Origin of the sequence: Clostridium tunisiense TJ, from assembly GCF_000300195.1 — a bacterium.
Classification (GTDB): Bacteria; Bacillota; Clostridia; order Clostridiales; family Clostridiaceae; genus Clostridium_J; species Clostridium_J tunisiense.
Genome location: NZ_AMQH01000006.1, coordinates 1 through 19051, shown reverse-complemented (window position 1 = coordinate 19051; position 19051 = coordinate 1). Strand labels below are relative to the sequence as shown.

Here is a 19051-nt window from a genome sequence, read left to right as displayed (position 1 = left end):
TTAATCCACACTTTTCTTAAATTGTGTCTTGAGAATTCAAAAAAGTATCAACTATAAAGGAGGAAAGAACGGTATGAATTTTATGGAGATTTGCAAAAGGGAAGCTAAGAAGTTACTCATATTTAGCTTTGTGATTAATATATTTTTAGCCGGTATTATAATAAATTTACAGAATAAAGAAGATAGAATCATTTTCGATTGTTTTGGTTCCAGCTTAAGAATATTTAATTTAATGATGGATGATTATAATGAAGATATTAAAAATGCTAAAGATATTAATGAAAAAGTTGAAGTCATAAGGGATTTGATTATTAGGATAGATAGATTACAATCTTCATTCAGATATGCTGAAGATAGATTCACATTATCATTTAATCCGTTGGCAAATTATGTAGCAGGTATTGATTTGGACAAATTTAAGCAAGACCCTTCTTATAATACCCAAGTAATCTATAAGTTAGATGAATTTTATACAATCTCAGTTAAAATAAAAGACATGGGGTATACCGATTTTTATAAGAATCATAATATGAAAATATTAAGGTTGAAACCTAGTGATAAAATAGTTAACTATTTTAATGAAATGAATAAGTTAGCACTTCAAGAATAATATTATTTTTCTCAAAAGGATCACATTATTCTTAAGTTAGGTCATAAGAGTAATTACTTATAATCAATTAATCAATTGATTATAAGTTAAGGTATCCAAATTATAACAGATAAGCAACAAGGGAGATGAGAAGTAGTGAGAATTTCGCAGGTAATGACACTTGCAAGGCAGTACATGGTATTAGGAATTATTGGGGCGTTTATTACTATAAGCTTATTCTTAATAGGTTATTTTTTAGTTTATAAAAAGCTAATGAAAGGGAATAAGAAGCTTAAAGCAAGTAAGTTAGGATTATGGAGTGTATTTTTTATTTATATAATCATAGTACTTGGAGCAACAATTGGAGATAGATTTCCAGGCTTTGCAAATGTAAACCTACACTTATTTAGCTCTTATAAAGATGCATATAATAGTTTTTCTCTAAGAGAGTGGAGAAACATAATTCTTAACATATTGATGTTTGCACCCATTGGATTTATGCTGCCACTAATTTTTAAGAAATGTGAAAAGTGGTATATAACTTATTTAACAGGATTTGTTTCAGCGTTATTTATAGAAACACTACAGTTAATAAGTAAAAGAGGAATATTTGAACTTGATGATATTGTAAACAATACTCTAGGGTGCATCATTGGATACGGAATAGTAATGATTTGTAAAGTAATATTCAGAAGGAAAAGTACAAGTCAAAAGAGTAAAGGCTTAACTGCAATAATCTATCAACTGCCTTTATTAATAACGGTTATTTCTTTTAGTGTAATATTTATTAATTATTCTAAACAGGAACTAGGTAATTTATCTAGTACTAACATCTATAGAGTAGATATGTCAACTATAGATGTAAGTAATAAGCTTAGTTTTGATAACAAATTAGAAAAAGCCTATGTTTATGAAGCACAGGTTGGAAGCAAAGAAGATGCCACAAGCCTAGCTAACCATATCTTATCTAAGGTGAATACAAAGATAGATTCAGCCCGAATTAATGAATATGACGATACAATAGTATTTGAATCTGAAAATGGAAGCTATGGTTTATGGGTGGATTACAAAGGACTTACAACCTGGTTCATTGGTTCTAGTCAAACTGGAACCGAAGGTAAAGAGAATCTAACTTATAAAGAGGTACAAGCTTTATTAAGTAATTTTGATATTGACTTACCTGAAGAAGCTGATTTTAAAGACAATGGAAAAGGAGAATATTCTATTTCCATGGATATGGTTAAATATGGAGAGAAGTATCTTAATGGAGTGTTGACCTGCACCATTGACAAAAATGGTATAGTCACTAATTTTAAGAATAATATTATTTCTTGTAAACCATATAAGGAGTATGAGATTTTGTCTTTGAAAGAAGCTTATGATAATATTTTGGCAGGGGAGTTTAAGATGTTTCATGTGTTTGGAAAGAATTCTAAGTTGGAGATTATACAGGCTAGTTTAACTTATAAGTTAGACAGTAAAGGGTTTTATCAACCTGTTTATGATTTTAAGGTAAATATTAATGGAGAGGTAGACAATATATCTATAGCTGCACTAAGAAATAATTAGTGAATAATATTCTTAGAGTAGGTATTAGATGAACTTCTAATTGTTTGACAGAGATTGAATAATAGCTTAAGAGTAATATTAAGAGCAAGTGAAATTTATATTATGTATTAGCAAAAGAAGAGACAACCAATGTTGGTTGCCTCTTTTTACTATAACTAAACTAGAAGGTTTCATCTATCTAATTATATTAATTACTAAATTAAACTTATTTAAACACCTAGGAATTAGTTTGTTGAGAAGTGTTGTGTAGCATAAGCATAGTTACCTTGGCTGCTAAACACTACCCCTGCAGACATTTTAGTCCAGTTAGCATTTAAAATGTTAGCTCTGTGTCCTGGAGAGTTCATCCACTGATCAACTAGGTATTTAGCTGTAGTAGTTCCCTCTGGGTAACCTTGGCTATAGAATATATTCTCACCATATCCATTTGAATTATATTTAAAGTACTTAGTAGCTAAATCCATTGGGCTAGCATTATTTAGAGATGGTGTATTATGCTCAAAGTAGTTATATTGAAGCATGTTATTAGATTTATATCTAGCTATTGGTCTCATGTTTTCTTCCCAAGTTAATGGATTAAGTCCTGCTTTAGCTCTTTCCTGGTTAACATAAGTTAGAATTTCTTTTTCCACTGTATCTAGGTATACAAAGCTCTTATTATTTGGATTAGCTGGCACACCACTTGGCACTGTAGTACTTGGTGTTGCAGCTGGTGTTTCAACCTTTGGAGCTTCTGTTTTTGGCTCTTCCTTAACAGGGGTTTCTACCTTTGGTGCATCAACTATAGGCTGCTGAGTCACTGGAGCTTCAACCTTAGGTTGCTCCTTAACTGGAACTTCAGTTTTTGGAGTTTCTGTTTGTGGCTTTGTTACCGTTGAAGTATTACTAGAATTTGAAGATGAATTTATAGTTTGTCCACTATTTTGTGGATTAGTAGTTTGTTTTTGAACTATTTGCTGTGTAGGAAACTTTGGCATTTGAGTTTTATTAGTAGCTGTACCTGCTGCACCTGTAGCCACGCTTCCTGCAGTAAATAGAGATAAAGTTAAAGCTAACAATTTATTTGTTATCATATATCAACAACTCCTTATTTTTTATTTTGCTGCTATAATTTCTATTGCTAAATATCTATTAAGAGTGGTTACTACAACAATCTACTCCTAATTAATTAGATACTCTTGAATATAAATTATATAGATACTTGGGGGTATCTCTAACACCTAGTGGTGTTTTGTAGCTTTTATTGCTTCAGTACCTTGTCGATGAACATATCTTAACATGGGACAAAAGCTAAAACAACCCCTGTCCAGGGGTTTCATAATAAGGGTAAGATTATCCAACTAAGATTTTTCTATTTCTTTATAAACTATAAAAGGCTAAAAACAAATAACATACTTGCATAAATGAATTAGGTATCTGAAAATAAATAATAAGTCAAAGATGTGAAGGATATTTTCAGTTCACAAGCGACCTTGTGTTCACAAGCAAGCTTGTGCAGATAAGAAAACAGCAATATGAATTATATAAGGGTTTTATTATTAGAATTTTAAATGCTTTTTCTTAATAGTATAGTTCTTATTGATAATTATAGTAAAGTACCTCTAAAGATTCTATGATTTAAATATCAAGGTATATTTGGAGGTTTATATGAAAAGAGGTAAGAAGCTTTGTTTAGTTTGTCATTGCATTCTTAATGGCAATTCAAAAGTAGGGGGCTCATGCAAGTACGAGGGCGCAAATGTGGAGGTTGTTAAATCCTTAATGGATAGAAGCTATGGAATAATTCAACTACCATGTCCTGAAAATACTATATATGGAATTAGGCGTTGGGGTCATGTAAAGGAACAGTTTGATAATAATTTCTATAGAAAAGTGTCAAGAGATTTACTTAATCCTATAATAGATGAGATTCAGGATTACATAAATAATGGATATACACTAGAACATATAGTTGGCGTCTTTGGAAGTCCAAGCTGTGGGGTTTATCACACTTGTTCTTCTGCCTTATGGCATGGAGAATTGAGTAAAAATGAGAATTTAAGCCATACTCTAAAAACTGTAAACTGTGTTGATGGAGCTGGAGTTTTTATAGAAGAATTAATTAATATAATTGAAGAAAGAAACATAGACACTAAATTTGTAGAAGTAAGAGAAAGTAATATTCTCCCACAATGGTAAATTTATAAGTTATAGGTAAAAGTATTTTTAAAAGTAAACAGTGGCTTTAATAGTTTTTCAAAGGATAAGTTTTCCATGCAATTACGCAGTTAATTTGTTTTTAAGAAGCAGAAAACCTTAGGTGCTGAATTTTCAGTACCTAAGGTTTTTATTAGTTGCTTCTAGCTTCTTGCATTGCTTTTTCGCCCTTTTCTTGAGCAGCTTTTAAAGCATCTTCAACAGTTTTCTTATTTTGGAATACTTGTTCTAACTCTTTTCCAAGTTCGTTAAGAGCTGGAATTGTTCCTACTTGTCTTGCACCGATATATCCTTTATCTAAAGTTTTTAAAGGAATTTCTTTAACCGGGTGCTCCTTTAAGAAGGCTTTATAAGTTTCGCTTTCAGAGGCAGATTTCCTCACTGGCATATAGCCTGTCTGCATTGAGAAGTATGAAGTGTTTTCAGTGTTTGTTAAGAATTTAGTGTAAAGCCATGCAGCAAGTTTTTGCTCTGGAGTACTTGTGTTAAACATAGCAACATTTGTACCGTAGTAAAGTTGAACATCTGCTTTATATGTTGGCAGTGGTGCTGCAAACCATTTTGATTTCATTCCTTGTTCTAAATAAGGAATTGCTGAAGTAGATGCAATACACATTGCAGCTTTACCTTTAATCAAAGTGTTGTTAGCATTTTTGTCTTCACCAGCTAAAGTAGCTGTTTTCCCTTTTATCATGCCACTTATAAATTCTACAGCTTCTTTAGTTTCAGGAGTATTAAAATTTATTTTATCAGCTTTCTCATCAATAATTTCTCCACCAGCTTGTTGTACAAATATAGCAAAGTCAGTAGAGATGTTATTTTCTAGAGCTAATCCATAAACTTCAGGGTTACCATCACTGTTGCTATCTACAGTTAATTTTGCAGTAGCTTGTTTAAGCTCGTCCCAAGTTTTTGGAACTGCTACTCCTTTTTCTTTTAACATATCTTCGTTATAATAAAGAACCATTTCACTTTTATTTAAAGGGAAAGAGTAATTACCATCTCCGAAAATACCGTCATCTAAGAACATTTTTGGGATATCTTCTTTATCCTCTTTAGTAAGTCCAACATTCTTGTCTTCCATGTAAGGGTTTAAATTCTCCGCTAAACCTTTGTCTATGTACCAAGATAATCTGTTATTATAAATTTGAGTCATAGTTGGTAGAGTATTACTCTTAGCAGCTCCCATGAGTTTTTCAAATAAATCTGTGTAGCCACCTTGATAAACTAAGTTTACTTTTATTTTTGGGTTTTTGTCCTGAAAGTCCTTTGTGATTTTAGTTAGAGCTTCTTCATTGACACCTTTCATTGAGTGCCAGAAGTTAATTTCTACATTTTCTTTTATTTCAGTAGCTATGGCTGGAGCCTTACTTTCTGCAGGCTTAGTGCCACAAGCAACTAAAGAGGAGGCCATAACCCCAGCTAATAGAACTGATAATAGTCTTTTTTTCATTTTTCATTTCTCCTTTATTATGTATATTTATCCTTTAATTCCACTTCTACTTACACCATTAATGATGTACTTAGAAAGAAATATATAAATAATTAACGTTGGAAAGATAACTATGGTTGAAGCAGCCATAAGCAAGTGATAATCAATTCCGGCTTCACTAGTATAGTTAGCAAGCATAGTTGGAAGCGTTCTCATTTTTTCTGAATTTGTAACCACGAGGGGCCACATAAAAGCATTCCAGCTATTAATAATCTTTAAAATAGCCACTGTGACAATGGCTGGAGTTGAAAGTGGAATCATGATTTTAACCAAATATTTAAAATCACTGCAATTGTCAACTTTGGCAGCATAGTATAGCTCCTTTGGTATACCTAAGAAATATTGCCTTAAGAAAAAGATGGCAAATACGCTGGTACACCAAGGGATAATTAATGCTTTATAAGTATTAATCCATCCAAGTTTGCTTAGAAGAACAAAATTTGGAATTACTAAAACTTCGTCTGGAACCATCATGGTTGCTAAAAGTAGAGTAAATATAATTTCCTTGCCTTTAAACTTAAATTGAGAAAAGGCAAAAGCAGCTAAAATTGTAGTAATTAATTCTCCAACAGTAATTGAAATTGTGATAATTATGCTGTTTAAAAAATATCTTTTAAACATTGGAATCTTCAATACTTCAAGGAAGTTTTCCCATCTTAGCTTTTGGGGCAATATTACAGGTGGATTTGTAAAAATCTCATCTGGAGCTTTAAGGGCAGTTAAAATCATCCATACAAAAGGAAGCAGGATGAATACAGCACCTATAACTAAAACAATATAAATACTTAAGTCCTTCAGTTTTTTATTCATAGCCATGCCTCCTAATAGTGAACTTTTTTCTTACTAGCAAAAAGCTGAATAAGAGTAAAAGTTAGGATTATGATAAAGAGTACAAAGGCTGCTGATGAAGCAATTGCAAACTGCCAATTCATATAAAACTTATTAAATACATAGTAAACAATAGTGAGCCCACTCTGCAGAGGACCTGGTTTTTGATCATAAAGTACAAAGACTTCATCAAAAATTTTAAAACCTCCAATTACAGAAGTAATAGCTAGAAAATAAATAATTGGCGAAAGAAGAGGCACCGTGATGCTCTTAAATCTTTGAAATTTATTAGCACCATCAATCATTGCCGCATTGTAGTACTTATCATCAATGGTTTGTAGTCCCGCAAGTATTATAATAATTTTGTACCCTAACCCTTTCCATACATTTAAAAGAATCAATAAGGGAAGAGTAAGACTGCTGTTTGAAAGATATGCTTGAGGACTAATACCAATTAACCCTATTAGAATATTTGCAAGCCCCATATCTCTACTAAAGATCCATTTCCAAACCACAGAAATAGCCACTGTAGAAGTAACGAAGGGAATAAAGTAAATTGTTCTAAAAAACTTTTTAAACTTTATGTTAGAGTTTAAAATCAATGCAAATATAAGCGCTATCCCAATTGATAAGGGGACAGATATAATCACATAAAGGAAGGTATTCTTTAGAGCTAAATAAAATTCTGGATCTTTAAGAACATAAGCGTAGTTGTCCAGGCCTCTTTTATAAACAATATCCTTTATGTAGTCAAATTTAGTATAAAAACTCATGGCCAGTACCTTAAACACAGGATATATTTGAAATAAAATTATTATTATTAAGCTTGGCAAAAGGTAAAGAAAAGCTTTTTTATTTCTCATAATAGCTACTCCTGAAAATAATGGATAACTTTAAAAGCCAAAGCCACTTTATCACCTAATTTGAAGGTTGAATGACTTGACACTACAGCTCTTAAATCCAAACTATCTAAGGAAAGTTTAAGATAAAGCTCCTTACCCATGGGTTGTATTTCTTTAATAATTCCTGTTATACCAGAAGAACTTTCTTTATCAGCTACCTTAATTTCAATATCTTCAGGACGAATACCCACTGTTTTATGCTTAAAATCTAAATTACAATTAAGTTTTTCCATATGAGATTTTTCAGTGATTAGGTTTATCTTAGGATTTCCAAGGAAAGACGCTACAAATACTGAATTTGGATTTTTGTACAGATCAAATGGCGTTGAAAATTGAACAGCTTTTCCTTCATTCATCACTAAAATTCTATCGGAAATACTCATAGCTTCTTCCTGATCATGGGTTACAAATAAGGTAGTAATCCCAGTTTTTTTATGAAGCTCTTTAATTTCCTCTCTCATTTCAATTCTTAAGCCTGCATCAAGATTAGAAAAAGGTTCGTCCATTAAAAGAACCTTAGGATTTTTAATTATAGCTCGTCCAATTGCTACTCGTTGCTGTTGACCCCCAGAGAGTTCCTTGGGTTTTCTATTTAGTAATTCTTCGCATTTTATTAATTTGCCTATTTCTATTGCTCTTTCTAGAGCTTCTTTCTTTTTAACACCTATGATTTTTAAAGGAAACATTAAATTTTCTGCTACTGTCATGTGAGGATATAAAGAATAGTTTTGAAAAACCATTCCAATGTTCCGTTCCTCTATTTTTATAGGAGTAATTTTCTCCTCATCAAAGTAAATATCACCACTTGTAGGACCATAAATACCTGAGATGGTATAAAGTAGGGTACTTTTACCACAACCGCTGGGACCTAAAATTGTGATAAACTCACCATCATTTATAGTTAGATTCAATTTATCAACTGCTGTAACAGAACCATACTGTTTTGTTAAATTATCTATTCTTATTTTCATATAATCACCAACATAATATTTATAAGATGAAAAATTACTATATTAAAACTCACAATATAGCAACTCTTAAACCAGAGTTCATAATAGCACAAAAGTAAATGCGTTACCAATAGTTATAAGTTATAGAAGATTTTGCAATTATATAGAATTGTAATAGATTGATAATTATGCAATATTATACAAAAAATGGGATGAACAATGGTTAAAGTTCTCTTGATTCATCCTCTATTTCTCTTTTACTAACTCTACAGTTAGCATAATTAGAGGCTAATAAAAATTTCTTTAACCTTTAATACTTCATAAAAAGTTGTATTAAATTAAGATTTAACCAATTATTATATGTTAACAACAAAAGAGACAACCAATGTTGGTTGCCTCTTTTTTATTGTAACTAAATTAGAAGGTTTCACCTATCTAATTTTATTAATTATTAAATTTGATTTGTTTAAACAACTAGGAATTATTTTGTTGAGAAGTGTTGTGTAGCATAAACCCAGTTACCTTGGCTGCTAAACACTACTCCAGCAGACATCTTTGTCCAGCTACCATTTAAAATGTTAGCTCTGTGACCTGGAGAGTTCATCCATTGATCTACAAGGTACTTAGCTGTGGTTGTAGACTCTGCATAACCTTGGCTGTAGAATAAGTTTTCACCATAACTATTAGTGTTGTACTTGAAGTATTTAGTTGCGAAGTCCATTGGGCTAGCATTATTTAGTGATGGTGTATTGTGCTCAAAGTAGTTATATTGAAGCATGTTATTAGATTTATATCTAGCAATTGGTCTCATTTGCTCTTCCCAAGTTAATGGATTAAGACCTGCTTTAGCTCTTTCCTCATTAACATAAGTTAGAATTTCTTTTTCTACTGCTTCCATGTATTTAAAGCTCTTGTTATTTGGGTTTGCTGGCACACCACTTGGCACTGTAGTACTTGGTGTTGTAGCTGGTGTTTCAACCTTTGGAGCCTCTGTTTTTGGTTCTTCCTTAACAGGGGTTTCAACCTTTGGTGCCTCAACTTTAGGCTCATCTATTACTGGAGCTGGAGTCTTTGGCTCTTCTACAACTGGAGTTTCAGTTTTAGGATTCTCTATTACGGGAACTTCAACTTCAGGTGCTTCTACCTTAGGAATCTCAGTTTTAGGTGTTTCTACTGTTGTATCACCATTTGTTACTGGTGTTTCTACTACTGAATTGTCCTCATCAGCAACTACTTGATTATCACTTGGTAATTGAACTTCTATTGGTGCTATACTGTCACAAGAGTTTTTAAGATTTAAAGGTAAATTTATAGTTTGTCCACCATTTTGTGGATTAGAAATCTGCTTTTGAACTACTGCTGTAGTTGGGAATTTAGGTAACTCTACATTATTAGCAACTGTTCCAGCTGCGTTTCCAAGAACTGCTCCTGTTGCTGGACCTCCTGCAGTACATAATGAAAGAATTAAAGCTAATATTTTATTAGTTATCATATATCAACAACTCCTTATTTTTTATTTTGCTGCTTATTTCCTTGGGGGTATGTGTAACTCCTTGTGGCAATCAGTAGCTTTTATTGCTTCAGTACGGAATATATTTTCACCATATCCATTAGTGTTATACTTGAAGTATTTAGTTGCTAAGTCCATTGGGCTAGCGTTGTTTAGAGATGGTGTATTGTGCTCAAAGTAGTTATATTGAAGCATGTTATTAGATTTATATCTAGCAATTGGCCTCATGTTTTCTTCCCAAGCTAATGGCTTAAGTCCAGCCTTAGTTCTTTCTTGATTAACATAAGTTAGGATTTCCTTTTCCACTGCATCTAGATATTTAAAGCTCTTATTATTTGGATTAGCAGGTACACCACTTGGTACTGTTGTACTTGGCGTTGTAGCTGGTTCTTCAACTTTTGGAGCTTCTGTTTTTGGAACTTCTTTTGAAGGTACTTCAACCTTTGGAGCCTCTACTTTTGGCTCTTCAATTACTGGAACCTGAGTCTTTGGTTCTTCTACAACTGGAGTTTCAGTTTTAGGATTTTCTACTACTGGAACTTCTACGTTATTATCTTCATTTGTTAATGGTGTTTCTACTACTGAATTGTCTTCATCAGCAACTACACAATTATCACTAGGTAATTGAACTTGTACTGGTGCAATACCATCACAAGAATTTCTTAAGTTTAGAGGTAAATTTATAGTTTGTCCACTATTTTGTGGATTTGAAATCTGTTTTTGAACTATTTGCTGCGTAGGAAACTTTGGCATTTCAACTTTATTTGTAGCTGTTCCAGCTGCGTTTCCAAGAACTGCTCCTGTTGCTGGACCTCCTGCAGTACATAATGAAAGAATTAAAGCTAATATTTTATTAGTTATCATATATCAACAACTCCTTATTTTTTATTTTGCTGCTTATTTCCTTGGGGGTATGTGTAACTCCTTGTGGCAATCAGTAGCTTTTATTGCTTCAGTACTTTGCTGATGAACATATCTTAACATGGGATAAAAACTAAAACAACCCCTATCCAAGGTTTTCATAATAGGGGTAAAACAATCCAGATTTCATTAATAAAATTAAAAAAGTGTCGACTTATTTTCATTATTAAGAGGGGGAGGCCGGTAATTGTGAAACAAATAAAGCATCATTATAGTTTTTATGGTCTTTAATATTTTTCAGGAGAAGATTAAATACACTTATTTATGATTACCATAGAAAAGCTAAGTGTATATACAAATACTTTGAGGATAACTTTCACCAGCAGTGATAACCTTGGGGGGAGTGGCTAAAGAATATAAAAAAATGTTTCATCACCTGCATCCATAGTAAATTAATAGGATTATATGGAAGATTATTGAATTGAATGTTGATTTACTGTTATTATTTATGTTATAATTAATTGAAAAGTTAAAAGGTGAGGTGAAAACGGTGTTAATTTTCTTTTTAAGATTCCGTGATTTAGTTTAATAAAGCAACTAAATAATTGATAAGGTACAAAACTCTAAGAGTTTTGGTTTATTTGTTATGCCTTATTCAGGACTCTTTCAAAGAATATTCATAACCGCTTTAATACCAAAAAACATCTTTATTTAAAAACAATTTATATAAACTACCATAATGTTTCTTTATCGGGCTTTGATGAAGAGAAATTTTAAGGAGAAGAGTGGGTAATAATTTGTTATTATTTTTATTGCCTTCTATATATTTTTGTTTTGTTAATAATGTATTTTAAGGTTGCAGGTGACGTATGTTCATTTGCAGCCTTTTTATTATGCAAGGAGGAATTAAAAATGATTTTAAAGGCATGTATATTCAGTATCAGATTAAGAGCTTAATACCGGGATTATGACTTCCTACATGACGGTATGTAAAAAAATAACTATCATAGAGAGTTTAGATATTATTTTACCCCATGTACCTTTTAGGGAGTTCTCATTTAATTTTTACTTGCAAAGTAGAATCCCTTTAAATGTGGAAATTGTCATGATTCCGTGCTATGAAAATTAAAAATGGCAAATTCAATTTATTGAAAACCAATAAATTGATTATTTAAAGGAGAGTATAGTATATGGAACAAAAACAAAAAGCATTATTAGTAGGTGTAAATTTAAACAATAAATCAGATTTTAAGGAATCTATGGAGGAACTTAGTAACCTAGCCCTTGCATGTGATTTTCAGGTCACAGGAGAAGTAACACAAAACTTAAAAGCTAGTAATAACCCACTTTATATTGGTACTGGAAAAGTTAAAGAGGTTCTTTATTTAATAGAAGAAACACAAAGCAATGTGATCATCTTTAATAATGAGCTAAGTCCATCTCAACTTAGAAACCTAGAAAAAACTTTAAAGTGTAGGATTTTAGATAGAACTGCATTAATTTTAGAGATATTTGCCCAAAGAGCACAAACCCATGAAGCAAAGCTTCAGGTTGAAGTGGCTAATTTAAAATATATGTTGCCCCGTCTAATAGGTTCTCGTGAAAATTTAGGACGCCAAAGTGGTGGGGTAGGAACAAAAAATAAGGGAACTGGTGAGAAAAAGCTAGAACTTGACCGTAGAAAGGTAGAAGAGAGAATAGTAGCTTTAAATAGAGAACTAGAAAATGTTGTATTTCAAAGACAAACTCAACGTAAAAGAAGAAGCAAAAATCATATTCCGGTAGTAGCATTGGTTGGGTATACTAATGCAGGTAAATCTACGGTAATGAATGCAATGATAGATAGCTTTAAAATATCCGAGGAAAAGAAGGTTTTTGAGAAAGATATGTTATTCGCTACCCTTGAAACCTCAGTTAGAAGCATAGTTCTTCCAGATAATAAAAACTTTTTGTTATCTGATACTGTTGGGTTTGTTAGTAATTTACCCCATGATTTAGTAAAGGCTTTTCGATCAACCTTGGAAGAAGTAAGTGAAGCAGATTTATTAATACACGTTGTAGATTATTCAAATCCAAATTATAAGCATCAAATAGAGGTTACAAAGGATACTTTGAACCAAATAGGGGCAGGAGATATACCTGTAATTTATGCTTATAATAAAGTTGATTTAGTAGAGACCACTGTTTTATTAGAGGAAAGTGATACCGCATATATTTCAGCTAAGAAAAAAATAGGAATAGATAAATTAATAGAATTGATAAGTAAGAGGATCTTTAATGAATATGTTCAATGTGAGATGCTAATACCTTATGATAGAGGGAATATAGTTTCTCATTTGAAGGACAAAGCTAATGTAAAATCTATGAGATATGAAAACCATGGAGTTCTATTAGATTTAGAGTGCAGCAAAGTTGACTTTGAAAAACACGAAGAATTTTTAATTGCCAGTGACGAAGTTACCCTCATAGAGCAGTAAATATAAAGCTAATTACAATAAAAACTTTGAAATTGTTAGTATTATTCCATCTTATTTGCTATGCTTATTATAAAGATATTAAAAACTTAAGCACCTTCAAATCATTTTATGATTTGAGAGGTGTTTTTTTAAATATATAGGTAATTCACTTCAAAATCATTTCAAAAGTAAATATACCTTACCAAGTTAATGTGGTTATATATTTATGGATATATTAATATTTTTCTGTTGTTTAAAAAAGGTAAAACAATTTTAAAATTAGGTCTTTAAAAAAAATTACCAGTGGAAATACTATAATAAATAGTATAAGAATCTTTAATTGCTATAACTAACATGATATACTATATTAGTAAAAATTATAATGAAAATTATTTATATAATTAATAGCCGATTATTTTCAAGTAAAAATAAAGAAAGCAACAGTGAAGCAGTAAAAGATTAATAGAACTAGTAATGTGGAAAAGGTAGGTAAGGTGTATGCGTTGGATTGAGGTTGAGAAAAGTAAAAGTATAAATGGTAATGTGTCTATATCAGGATCGAAAAATAGTTCGTTACCAATATTAACTGCCTGTTGTTTATCAAATGAACCTGTAATTTTAAAAAATATTCCACATATTTCTGATGTAAAAGTTATATATGATATTATTAGCAACATAGGTGGTACTATATGTGAAGAGGTAGATAGTGTAAAAATAAATCCATCCCAAATTCATAGTGCCTTTATAGAACAAGAAATGTCATCAAAGTATAGGGCGGCTTATTATTTTGTGGGAGCTTTACTTGCAAAGCAGAAGAAGGTTTCCATAGGCTATCCAGGGGGAGATGATTTTGGTTCTAGACCTATAGATCAGCATGTTAAGGGGCTGGAAGCTTTAGGAGCTAAATTTACCTTTCATAAAGATTTTTATGTGGTTGAGGCGGAAAAACTTACGGGAGCAGATATTTATTTTGATGTTATAACTTGTGGAGCAACTATTAATGTGCTTTTAGCTTCTATTTTAGCAGAAGGAAGAACGGTACTTAGGAATGCAGCTAGGGATCCTGAAGTAGTAGATTTAGCAATTTTTTTAAATAAGATGGGAGCTCAAATTAAGGGAGCTGGAACAGATACTCTAGTTATTGAGGGTGTGAAAGAACTAAAAGGCACGGAACATTCTATTATCCCGGACAGGTTAATTGCAGCTAGTTTTCTTATGAGCGTTGGTATTACTGGAGGAAGTATAATAGTTAATAACGTGATTCCAGAGCACCTTCATAATTGCATTGCTAAGCTCCAAGAAGCAGGAATGGAAATTGAAGAAGGGGATAATTATATCAAAGCTTTTTCTGATGGGAATTTAAATGGAGTTAATATTAAGACTGGAATGTATCCCAGTTTTGCAACAGACCTACAACAGCCAATTACGTCACTATTAATTGGAGCTAATAGTCATAGTACTATAGTTGAAAATGTATATCCAAATAGATTTAACCATTGTGTAGAGCTGAATAAAATGGGAGCAGATATTATTTTGAGAGAAGGTAGTGCAGTAATTCCAGGAAGAAGAACCTTAAAAGGTGCATGGGTTCATGCTTCTGATGTGAGAGCAGGAATTTCTTTGATACTTGCAGCCTTAGGAGCTGAAGGGGTTACAAAAATTACTGGAGTTGAGCATATTGAAAGAGGATATGAAAATATTATAGATATATTTAGTAGTTTAGGGGTAAGTATAAGAATCTGTGAAAACGCCGATATTACCGATACAAATTTAGAAATAGATGAGATTTATGGATAAGTATAATAACTAACTAAGTATTTATGATCACAAGAGTATGATTATTATATTCTCTTGTGATCATTTTTTACATTGTCATAAATGCTTCATTTTAACTTAGTTAAGAGTATTAAAATGCTGTGCTATTTTTTAATAAAAATATTTATAAATGAAAAATTCACAACAGGATTTTAAAATATAAAGGATTAGTTTTGTAATTAGCTCTTAAGGAGTTAATCTAGTTCTATCTCTTGGAAATAAGGAGGTTTCTCTTACATTAGATAAACCTAAAAGTTGTGCAGTAAGTCTTTCAAGACCGATTGCAAGGCCACCATGAGGTGGCATACCGTATTTAAAGGTATTAGTATAACCTTCGTAATTTTCAGGAGTGAGCCCTTTATAGAGAATATTTTCTATAAGCATGTTGTAACTATGAATTCTTTGTCCACCAGTGGTAATTTCAAGACCTCTAAATAAAAGGTCAAAGGAACGAGTTTCTTCTTCACCTAAGGGCATAGTATACATAGGTCTTTTTCTTCTTGGATAATTAGTTAAAAATAAAAATTCACTGCCGAGTTTTTCTTTAGAGTACTTACATATAAGCTTTTCGCCTTCAGGGTCTAAGTCACCTTCAAGGTCTGTTTTTCCATATTGGGTTTTTAAAATTTCTAAGGCATTACTAAAACTAAGCTTTGGTATAGAATCTTTAATTTCGGGAAGGCTTACTTCCAAGATTTTCAAACACTTTTCACCTTGATTTTCAAGCTTGGTGAGTATATATTTTAGAAGACTTTCCTCCAGTTTCATTAAATCTTCTTCATTTTCTATAAAACCCATTTCAAGGTCCATACTTATATACTCATTTAAATGCCTATTAGTATTATGCTGTTCAGCTCGATAAACGGCACCTACTTCAAAAACTCTTTCATAGCCAGCACCTACCATCATTTGCTTATAAAATTGGGGGCTTTGGGCTAGATATGCCTTATTTTCAAAATATTTTATTTCAAACATATCCGTGCCACCTTCAGCGCCTTCTGCTACAATTTTAGGGGTGAAAATCTCTGTAAAACCTTGTTTAATTAAAAATTCTCTGAAGCCCTCAGCAATTATTCCTTGAATCTTAAATATGGAATGCTTTTTTTCTTGTCTTAAACTTAGAACTCTATTATTTAGCATAGTATCTAAATTAACTTCTAATTCTTTTTTGTTTATTTCAATGGGAAGTTCTTCTTGAACTTCATTTAAAACCTCTAATTTTTCTATCAAAACTTCAAAGGGATTCAAGGTGTTAGTACCTTCTTTTAAAAGTCCTTCTATAGAAATTACAGATTCCAACTTTAAACTACTAATATCCATAAAATTATTATCAACTACACATTGAACCATACCTGTTCGATCTCTTAATATAAGGAAAGTTATAGCTTTAAGCTTTCTAACTCTATGAACCCATCCTTTAATTAATATTTTTTCTCCAATATATTTTTCTAAATTTTCTATAATTACTCTTTCCATAATAATTCTCCTTTTTATAATAAACTCATTAATGTATTTTCAAACTGGGTGAATTTTAACAAAATTTTGGAAGCTTTAAGTCTGACATCTTCTAAAATGGCAGTTATAAAGTCTAGATAAGTTGCTTTGGTGGCAGTCTAAATCTGCTTCCAAAGTTGTTAACAAAATGAACTTGTTCATTATTTAATTAATATATAAAATCCTTGTTTAAGAAATAAGCTTATTTGGGAAACACAAAGCCCCTTGAGTAAAAACTCAAGGGGCGAAAAATCGCGGTACCACCCTTATTAACTTAAATAATTAAGTAGAATTTTAAAGTTAAATCAGCATATAACCTTTATGGTGTTTTCGAATTGAAAAGGTACAATACTAAACTAAAATAAAACACTTCTTAATATTACTTAAAGATCAAATTAAATGAGGAAACAAGTAAGCTATAATTTCTCTAAAGTGGGCCCAAAATTAGAGAAAATAAAAGCTCCCACTCCATGTAGGAGTGAGAGCATAAGCTTCACGGTACCATCCTAATTTGACAAAAAGTTTATTTAAGTCATCTCAAAACCTTTTAACGGAGGCTGCCGGTTTGCTCTACTTGAAATAAATAGGTTCAAGCAAACTTCTCTGGGAGGTCCTTCAATATTAATGTTCTCATGGAGCTTACACCATCCCCCACTCGCTTTGGATACTAGTTAATATTTACTCTTCCCTTCATTGAATTAAACATTTTTTTATTATTCTAATACTAATATAAGCAGATGTCAAGAAAATATTACAAATATTTTTAACATTATATAATATAGGATAAGGTATAAAAACGTACTTAAGCACAAGTAAGAATTATAAAGCTATTTTATAAAAGCTAGGATAACCAGTTAACAACAAGGGCTTTGTGATTATTAGAGTATTATGGTAAACCCCTTGTACAGTAAAAAAATATTATCTAAATCCAAATTGTTTAAGTGTTTTTTAATAGAGGAATAAGGTTTAGAAAATTAGGGATTATATTAATAATTAAAGGACAAAAACTTTATAAATACTGTGAATTTTAATTATAAAATGGTATAATTAATGTAAATATAACCCAATGAGGGAAGTTATTTTACGGGCATTAATTTTAAAATTAATATGTATGTAAAGAACTTCGAGAGAAGTAGACTTTATAAATACAGGGGTTTCTTATATGAGTTTGAGTATTTTGGTATTTAATCTTCGAATTAAGAGTAAAAAAGTAGGTTTCTACATTTTGTATTATATATTACAGGCATTTTAAAAAGATGAGGAGAAGAAGTGATATGAAAATAAAAATTATTGCAGACAGTAGTTGTGATTTATCCAAGGAAATGAAAGAAGAGATGAATATTGAAATTGCGCCTCTAACCTTACAGTTGGGAGACAAAAGTTATATTGATGATGAAAATTTAGATATAAAACAGTATGTTAAGTCAATGGGAGAGTGCGAAACTCCACCTAAAACGTCTTGTCCATCGCCGCAGGATTATATTAAAAGATATGAAGGGGAGGACAGCGTTTTTGTAGTAACTCTATCTAATAAATTAAGTGGAAGCTATAATAGTGCAGTTTTAGCTAAAAACATATTTTTGGAAGAGTTTGGACAAAAGTTTATCCATGTATTTGATTCATTAAGTGCATCTGCAGGAGAAACTGTAATTGCTCTTAAAATTAATGAACTTAGCAAAAAAAACTTTACAGAATTAGAGATTGTGGAAAAGGTTGCTAAATATATAAAAGAAATGAAAACTTTTTTCTTACTAGAAAGCTTAGATCATTTAGCTAAGGCTGGTAGATTAAATCCTTTTGTTGCAAAGGTTGCCAACATGCTAGCAATTAAACCAATAATGGGGGCTACAGAGGAAGGAACAATTAAGTTAGTTGAAAAAACTAGAGGCTATAAAAAAGCCTTTAATAGATTTTTAGAAATCATTGGTGAAGAGGGTAGCAATTTAGAAGAAAAGATTCTTGGAATCGCCCATTGCAATTGTTTAGATCGAGCTTTAAATTTTAAAGAAGAAGTATTAAAGAAATATAATTTTAAAGAGGTAGTTATTGTTGAGATGAAGGGACTAAGTTCCACCTATGCAGATGATGGTGGATTAGTTATAGCTTTCTAACAAACACTTTGCTTTAATAAGAAAAAAGATGTAGGTAAAATTAATCACCTACATCTTTTCTTCTATTATAATCAAATTAGAAAAGCTACGCCTTAATAATTTGATTAATTACATGTTTAAAGTAATTTCAAGTTTTAACCAATGACTAAGTTTAAGCTCACTTTCAAAGATGACTAGCAATTAGTTAGTTGAGAAATGTTGAGTTGCGTAAACATAGTTTCCTTGGCTGCTGAATACTACTCCTGCCCCCATTTTAGTCCAGTTAGCACTTAAAATGT

General features: G+C 31.4%; 14 protein-coding genes and 1 other annotated feature. Of the genes, 6 read left to right on the top strand and 8 right to left on the bottom strand.

Going from position 1 to position 19051, the window contains the following annotated elements:
* The first annotated feature begins 73 nt into the window (after positions 1–73).
* Both C661_RS0105495 and C661_RS0105490 read left to right on the top strand, forming a co-directional pair.
* The gene (locus tag C661_RS0105495; protein WP_017414310.1) at positions 74–610 is read left to right on the top strand and encodes a hypothetical protein; all 537 of its coding nucleotides are present in this window, start codon (positions 74–76) and stop codon (positions 608–610) included.
* Between the two features lie 135 nt (positions 611–745).
* The gene (locus C661_RS0105490) at positions 746–2158 is read left to right on the top strand and encodes a VanZ family protein (RefSeq protein WP_017414309.1); all 1413 of its coding nucleotides are present in this window, start codon (positions 746–748) and stop codon (positions 2156–2158) included.
* Positions 2159–2382: 224 nt separating this feature from the next.
* Here the strand turns inward: C661_RS0105490 and C661_RS22665 are convergent, their stop codons facing one another.
* Positions 2383–3231 (bottom strand): CAP domain-containing protein, encoded by an 849-nt coding sequence (locus C661_RS22665; protein ID WP_017414308.1) that lies wholly within the window; start codon positions 3229–3231, stop codon positions 2383–2385.
* A gap of 574 nt (positions 3232–3805) precedes the next feature.
* Between C661_RS22665 and C661_RS0105480 the strand changes: the two genes are divergently transcribed.
* Positions 3806–4336, top strand: a complete 531-nt coding sequence (locus tag C661_RS0105480) for a CD3072 family TudS-related putative desulfidase (RefSeq protein ID WP_017414307.1) — start codon at positions 3806–3808, stop codon at positions 4334–4336.
* Between the two features lie 151 nt (positions 4337–4487).
* Here the strand turns inward: C661_RS0105480 and C661_RS0105475 are convergent, their stop codons facing one another.
* The 6 genes from C661_RS0105475 to C661_RS22655 form a co-directional block, all read right to left on the bottom strand.
* On the bottom strand, positions 4488–5807 hold the full coding sequence (locus C661_RS0105475) for an ABC transporter substrate-binding protein (protein ID WP_017414306.1): 1320 nt from the start codon (positions 5805–5807) through the stop codon (positions 4488–4490).
* A gap of 27 nt (positions 5808–5834) precedes the next feature.
* Positions 5835–6656: a carbohydrate ABC transporter permease gene (locus tag C661_RS0105470; RefSeq protein ID WP_017414305.1), complete on the bottom strand. Its 822-nt coding sequence runs from the start codon at positions 6654–6656 to the stop codon at positions 5835–5837.
* Between the two features lie 11 nt (positions 6657–6667).
* Entirely contained in the window at positions 6668–7537 is an 870-nt protein-coding gene (locus C661_RS0105465; RefSeq protein WP_017414304.1) for a carbohydrate ABC transporter permease, read from the bottom strand.
* 5 nt (positions 7538–7542) lie between these two features.
* Positions 7543–8547 (bottom strand): ABC transporter ATP-binding protein, encoded by a 1005-nt coding sequence (locus C661_RS0105460; protein WP_017414303.1) that lies wholly within the window; start codon positions 8545–8547, stop codon positions 7543–7545.
* Between the two features lie 460 nt (positions 8548–9007).
* Positions 9008–10018, bottom strand: coding sequence for a CAP domain-containing protein (locus C661_RS24395; RefSeq protein ID WP_017414302.1), 1011 nt, complete (start codon positions 10016–10018; stop codon positions 9008–9010).
* Between the two features lie 33 nt (positions 10019–10051).
* Positions 10052–10900: a CAP domain-containing protein gene (locus tag C661_RS22655; RefSeq protein ID WP_017414301.1), complete on the bottom strand. Its 849-nt coding sequence runs from the start codon at positions 10898–10900 to the stop codon at positions 10052–10054.
* Positions 10901–12087: 1187 nt separating this feature from the next.
* On the opposite strand from C661_RS22655, the gene hflX reads away from it, so the two are divergent.
* Both hflX and murA read left to right on the top strand, forming a co-directional pair.
* Positions 12088–13374: a GTPase HflX gene (hflX, locus tag C661_RS0105445; protein WP_017414300.1), complete on the top strand. Its 1287-nt coding sequence runs from the start codon at positions 12088–12090 to the stop codon at positions 13372–13374.
* A gap of 477 nt (positions 13375–13851) precedes the next feature.
* Positions 13852–15150: a UDP-N-acetylglucosamine 1-carboxyvinyltransferase gene (gene murA / locus C661_RS0105440; RefSeq protein WP_017414299.1), complete on the top strand. Its 1299-nt coding sequence runs from the start codon at positions 13852–13854 to the stop codon at positions 15148–15150.
* A 204-nt stretch (positions 15151–15354) separates the two neighbouring features.
* Here murA and aspS read toward each other — a convergent pair whose 3' ends face one another.
* Complete coding sequence (aspS, locus tag C661_RS0105435) at positions 15355–16644, bottom strand: aspartate--tRNA(Asn) ligase (RefSeq protein WP_017414298.1); 1290 nt, start codon at positions 16642–16644, stop codon at positions 15355–15357.
* A 489-nt stretch (positions 16645–17133) separates the two neighbouring features.
* Positions 17134–17365, bottom strand: a binding site (T-box leader).
* A gap of 571 nt (positions 17366–17936) precedes the next feature.
* Here aspS and C661_RS0105430 point away from each other — a divergent pair.
* Positions 17937–18773 carry a DegV family protein gene (locus tag C661_RS0105430; protein ID WP_017414297.1) on the top strand — a complete coding sequence of 279 codons (837 nt, stop codon included), beginning with the start codon at positions 17937–17939 and terminating at the stop codon, positions 18771–18773.
* The last annotated feature ends 278 nt before the right edge of the window (positions 18774–19051 follow it).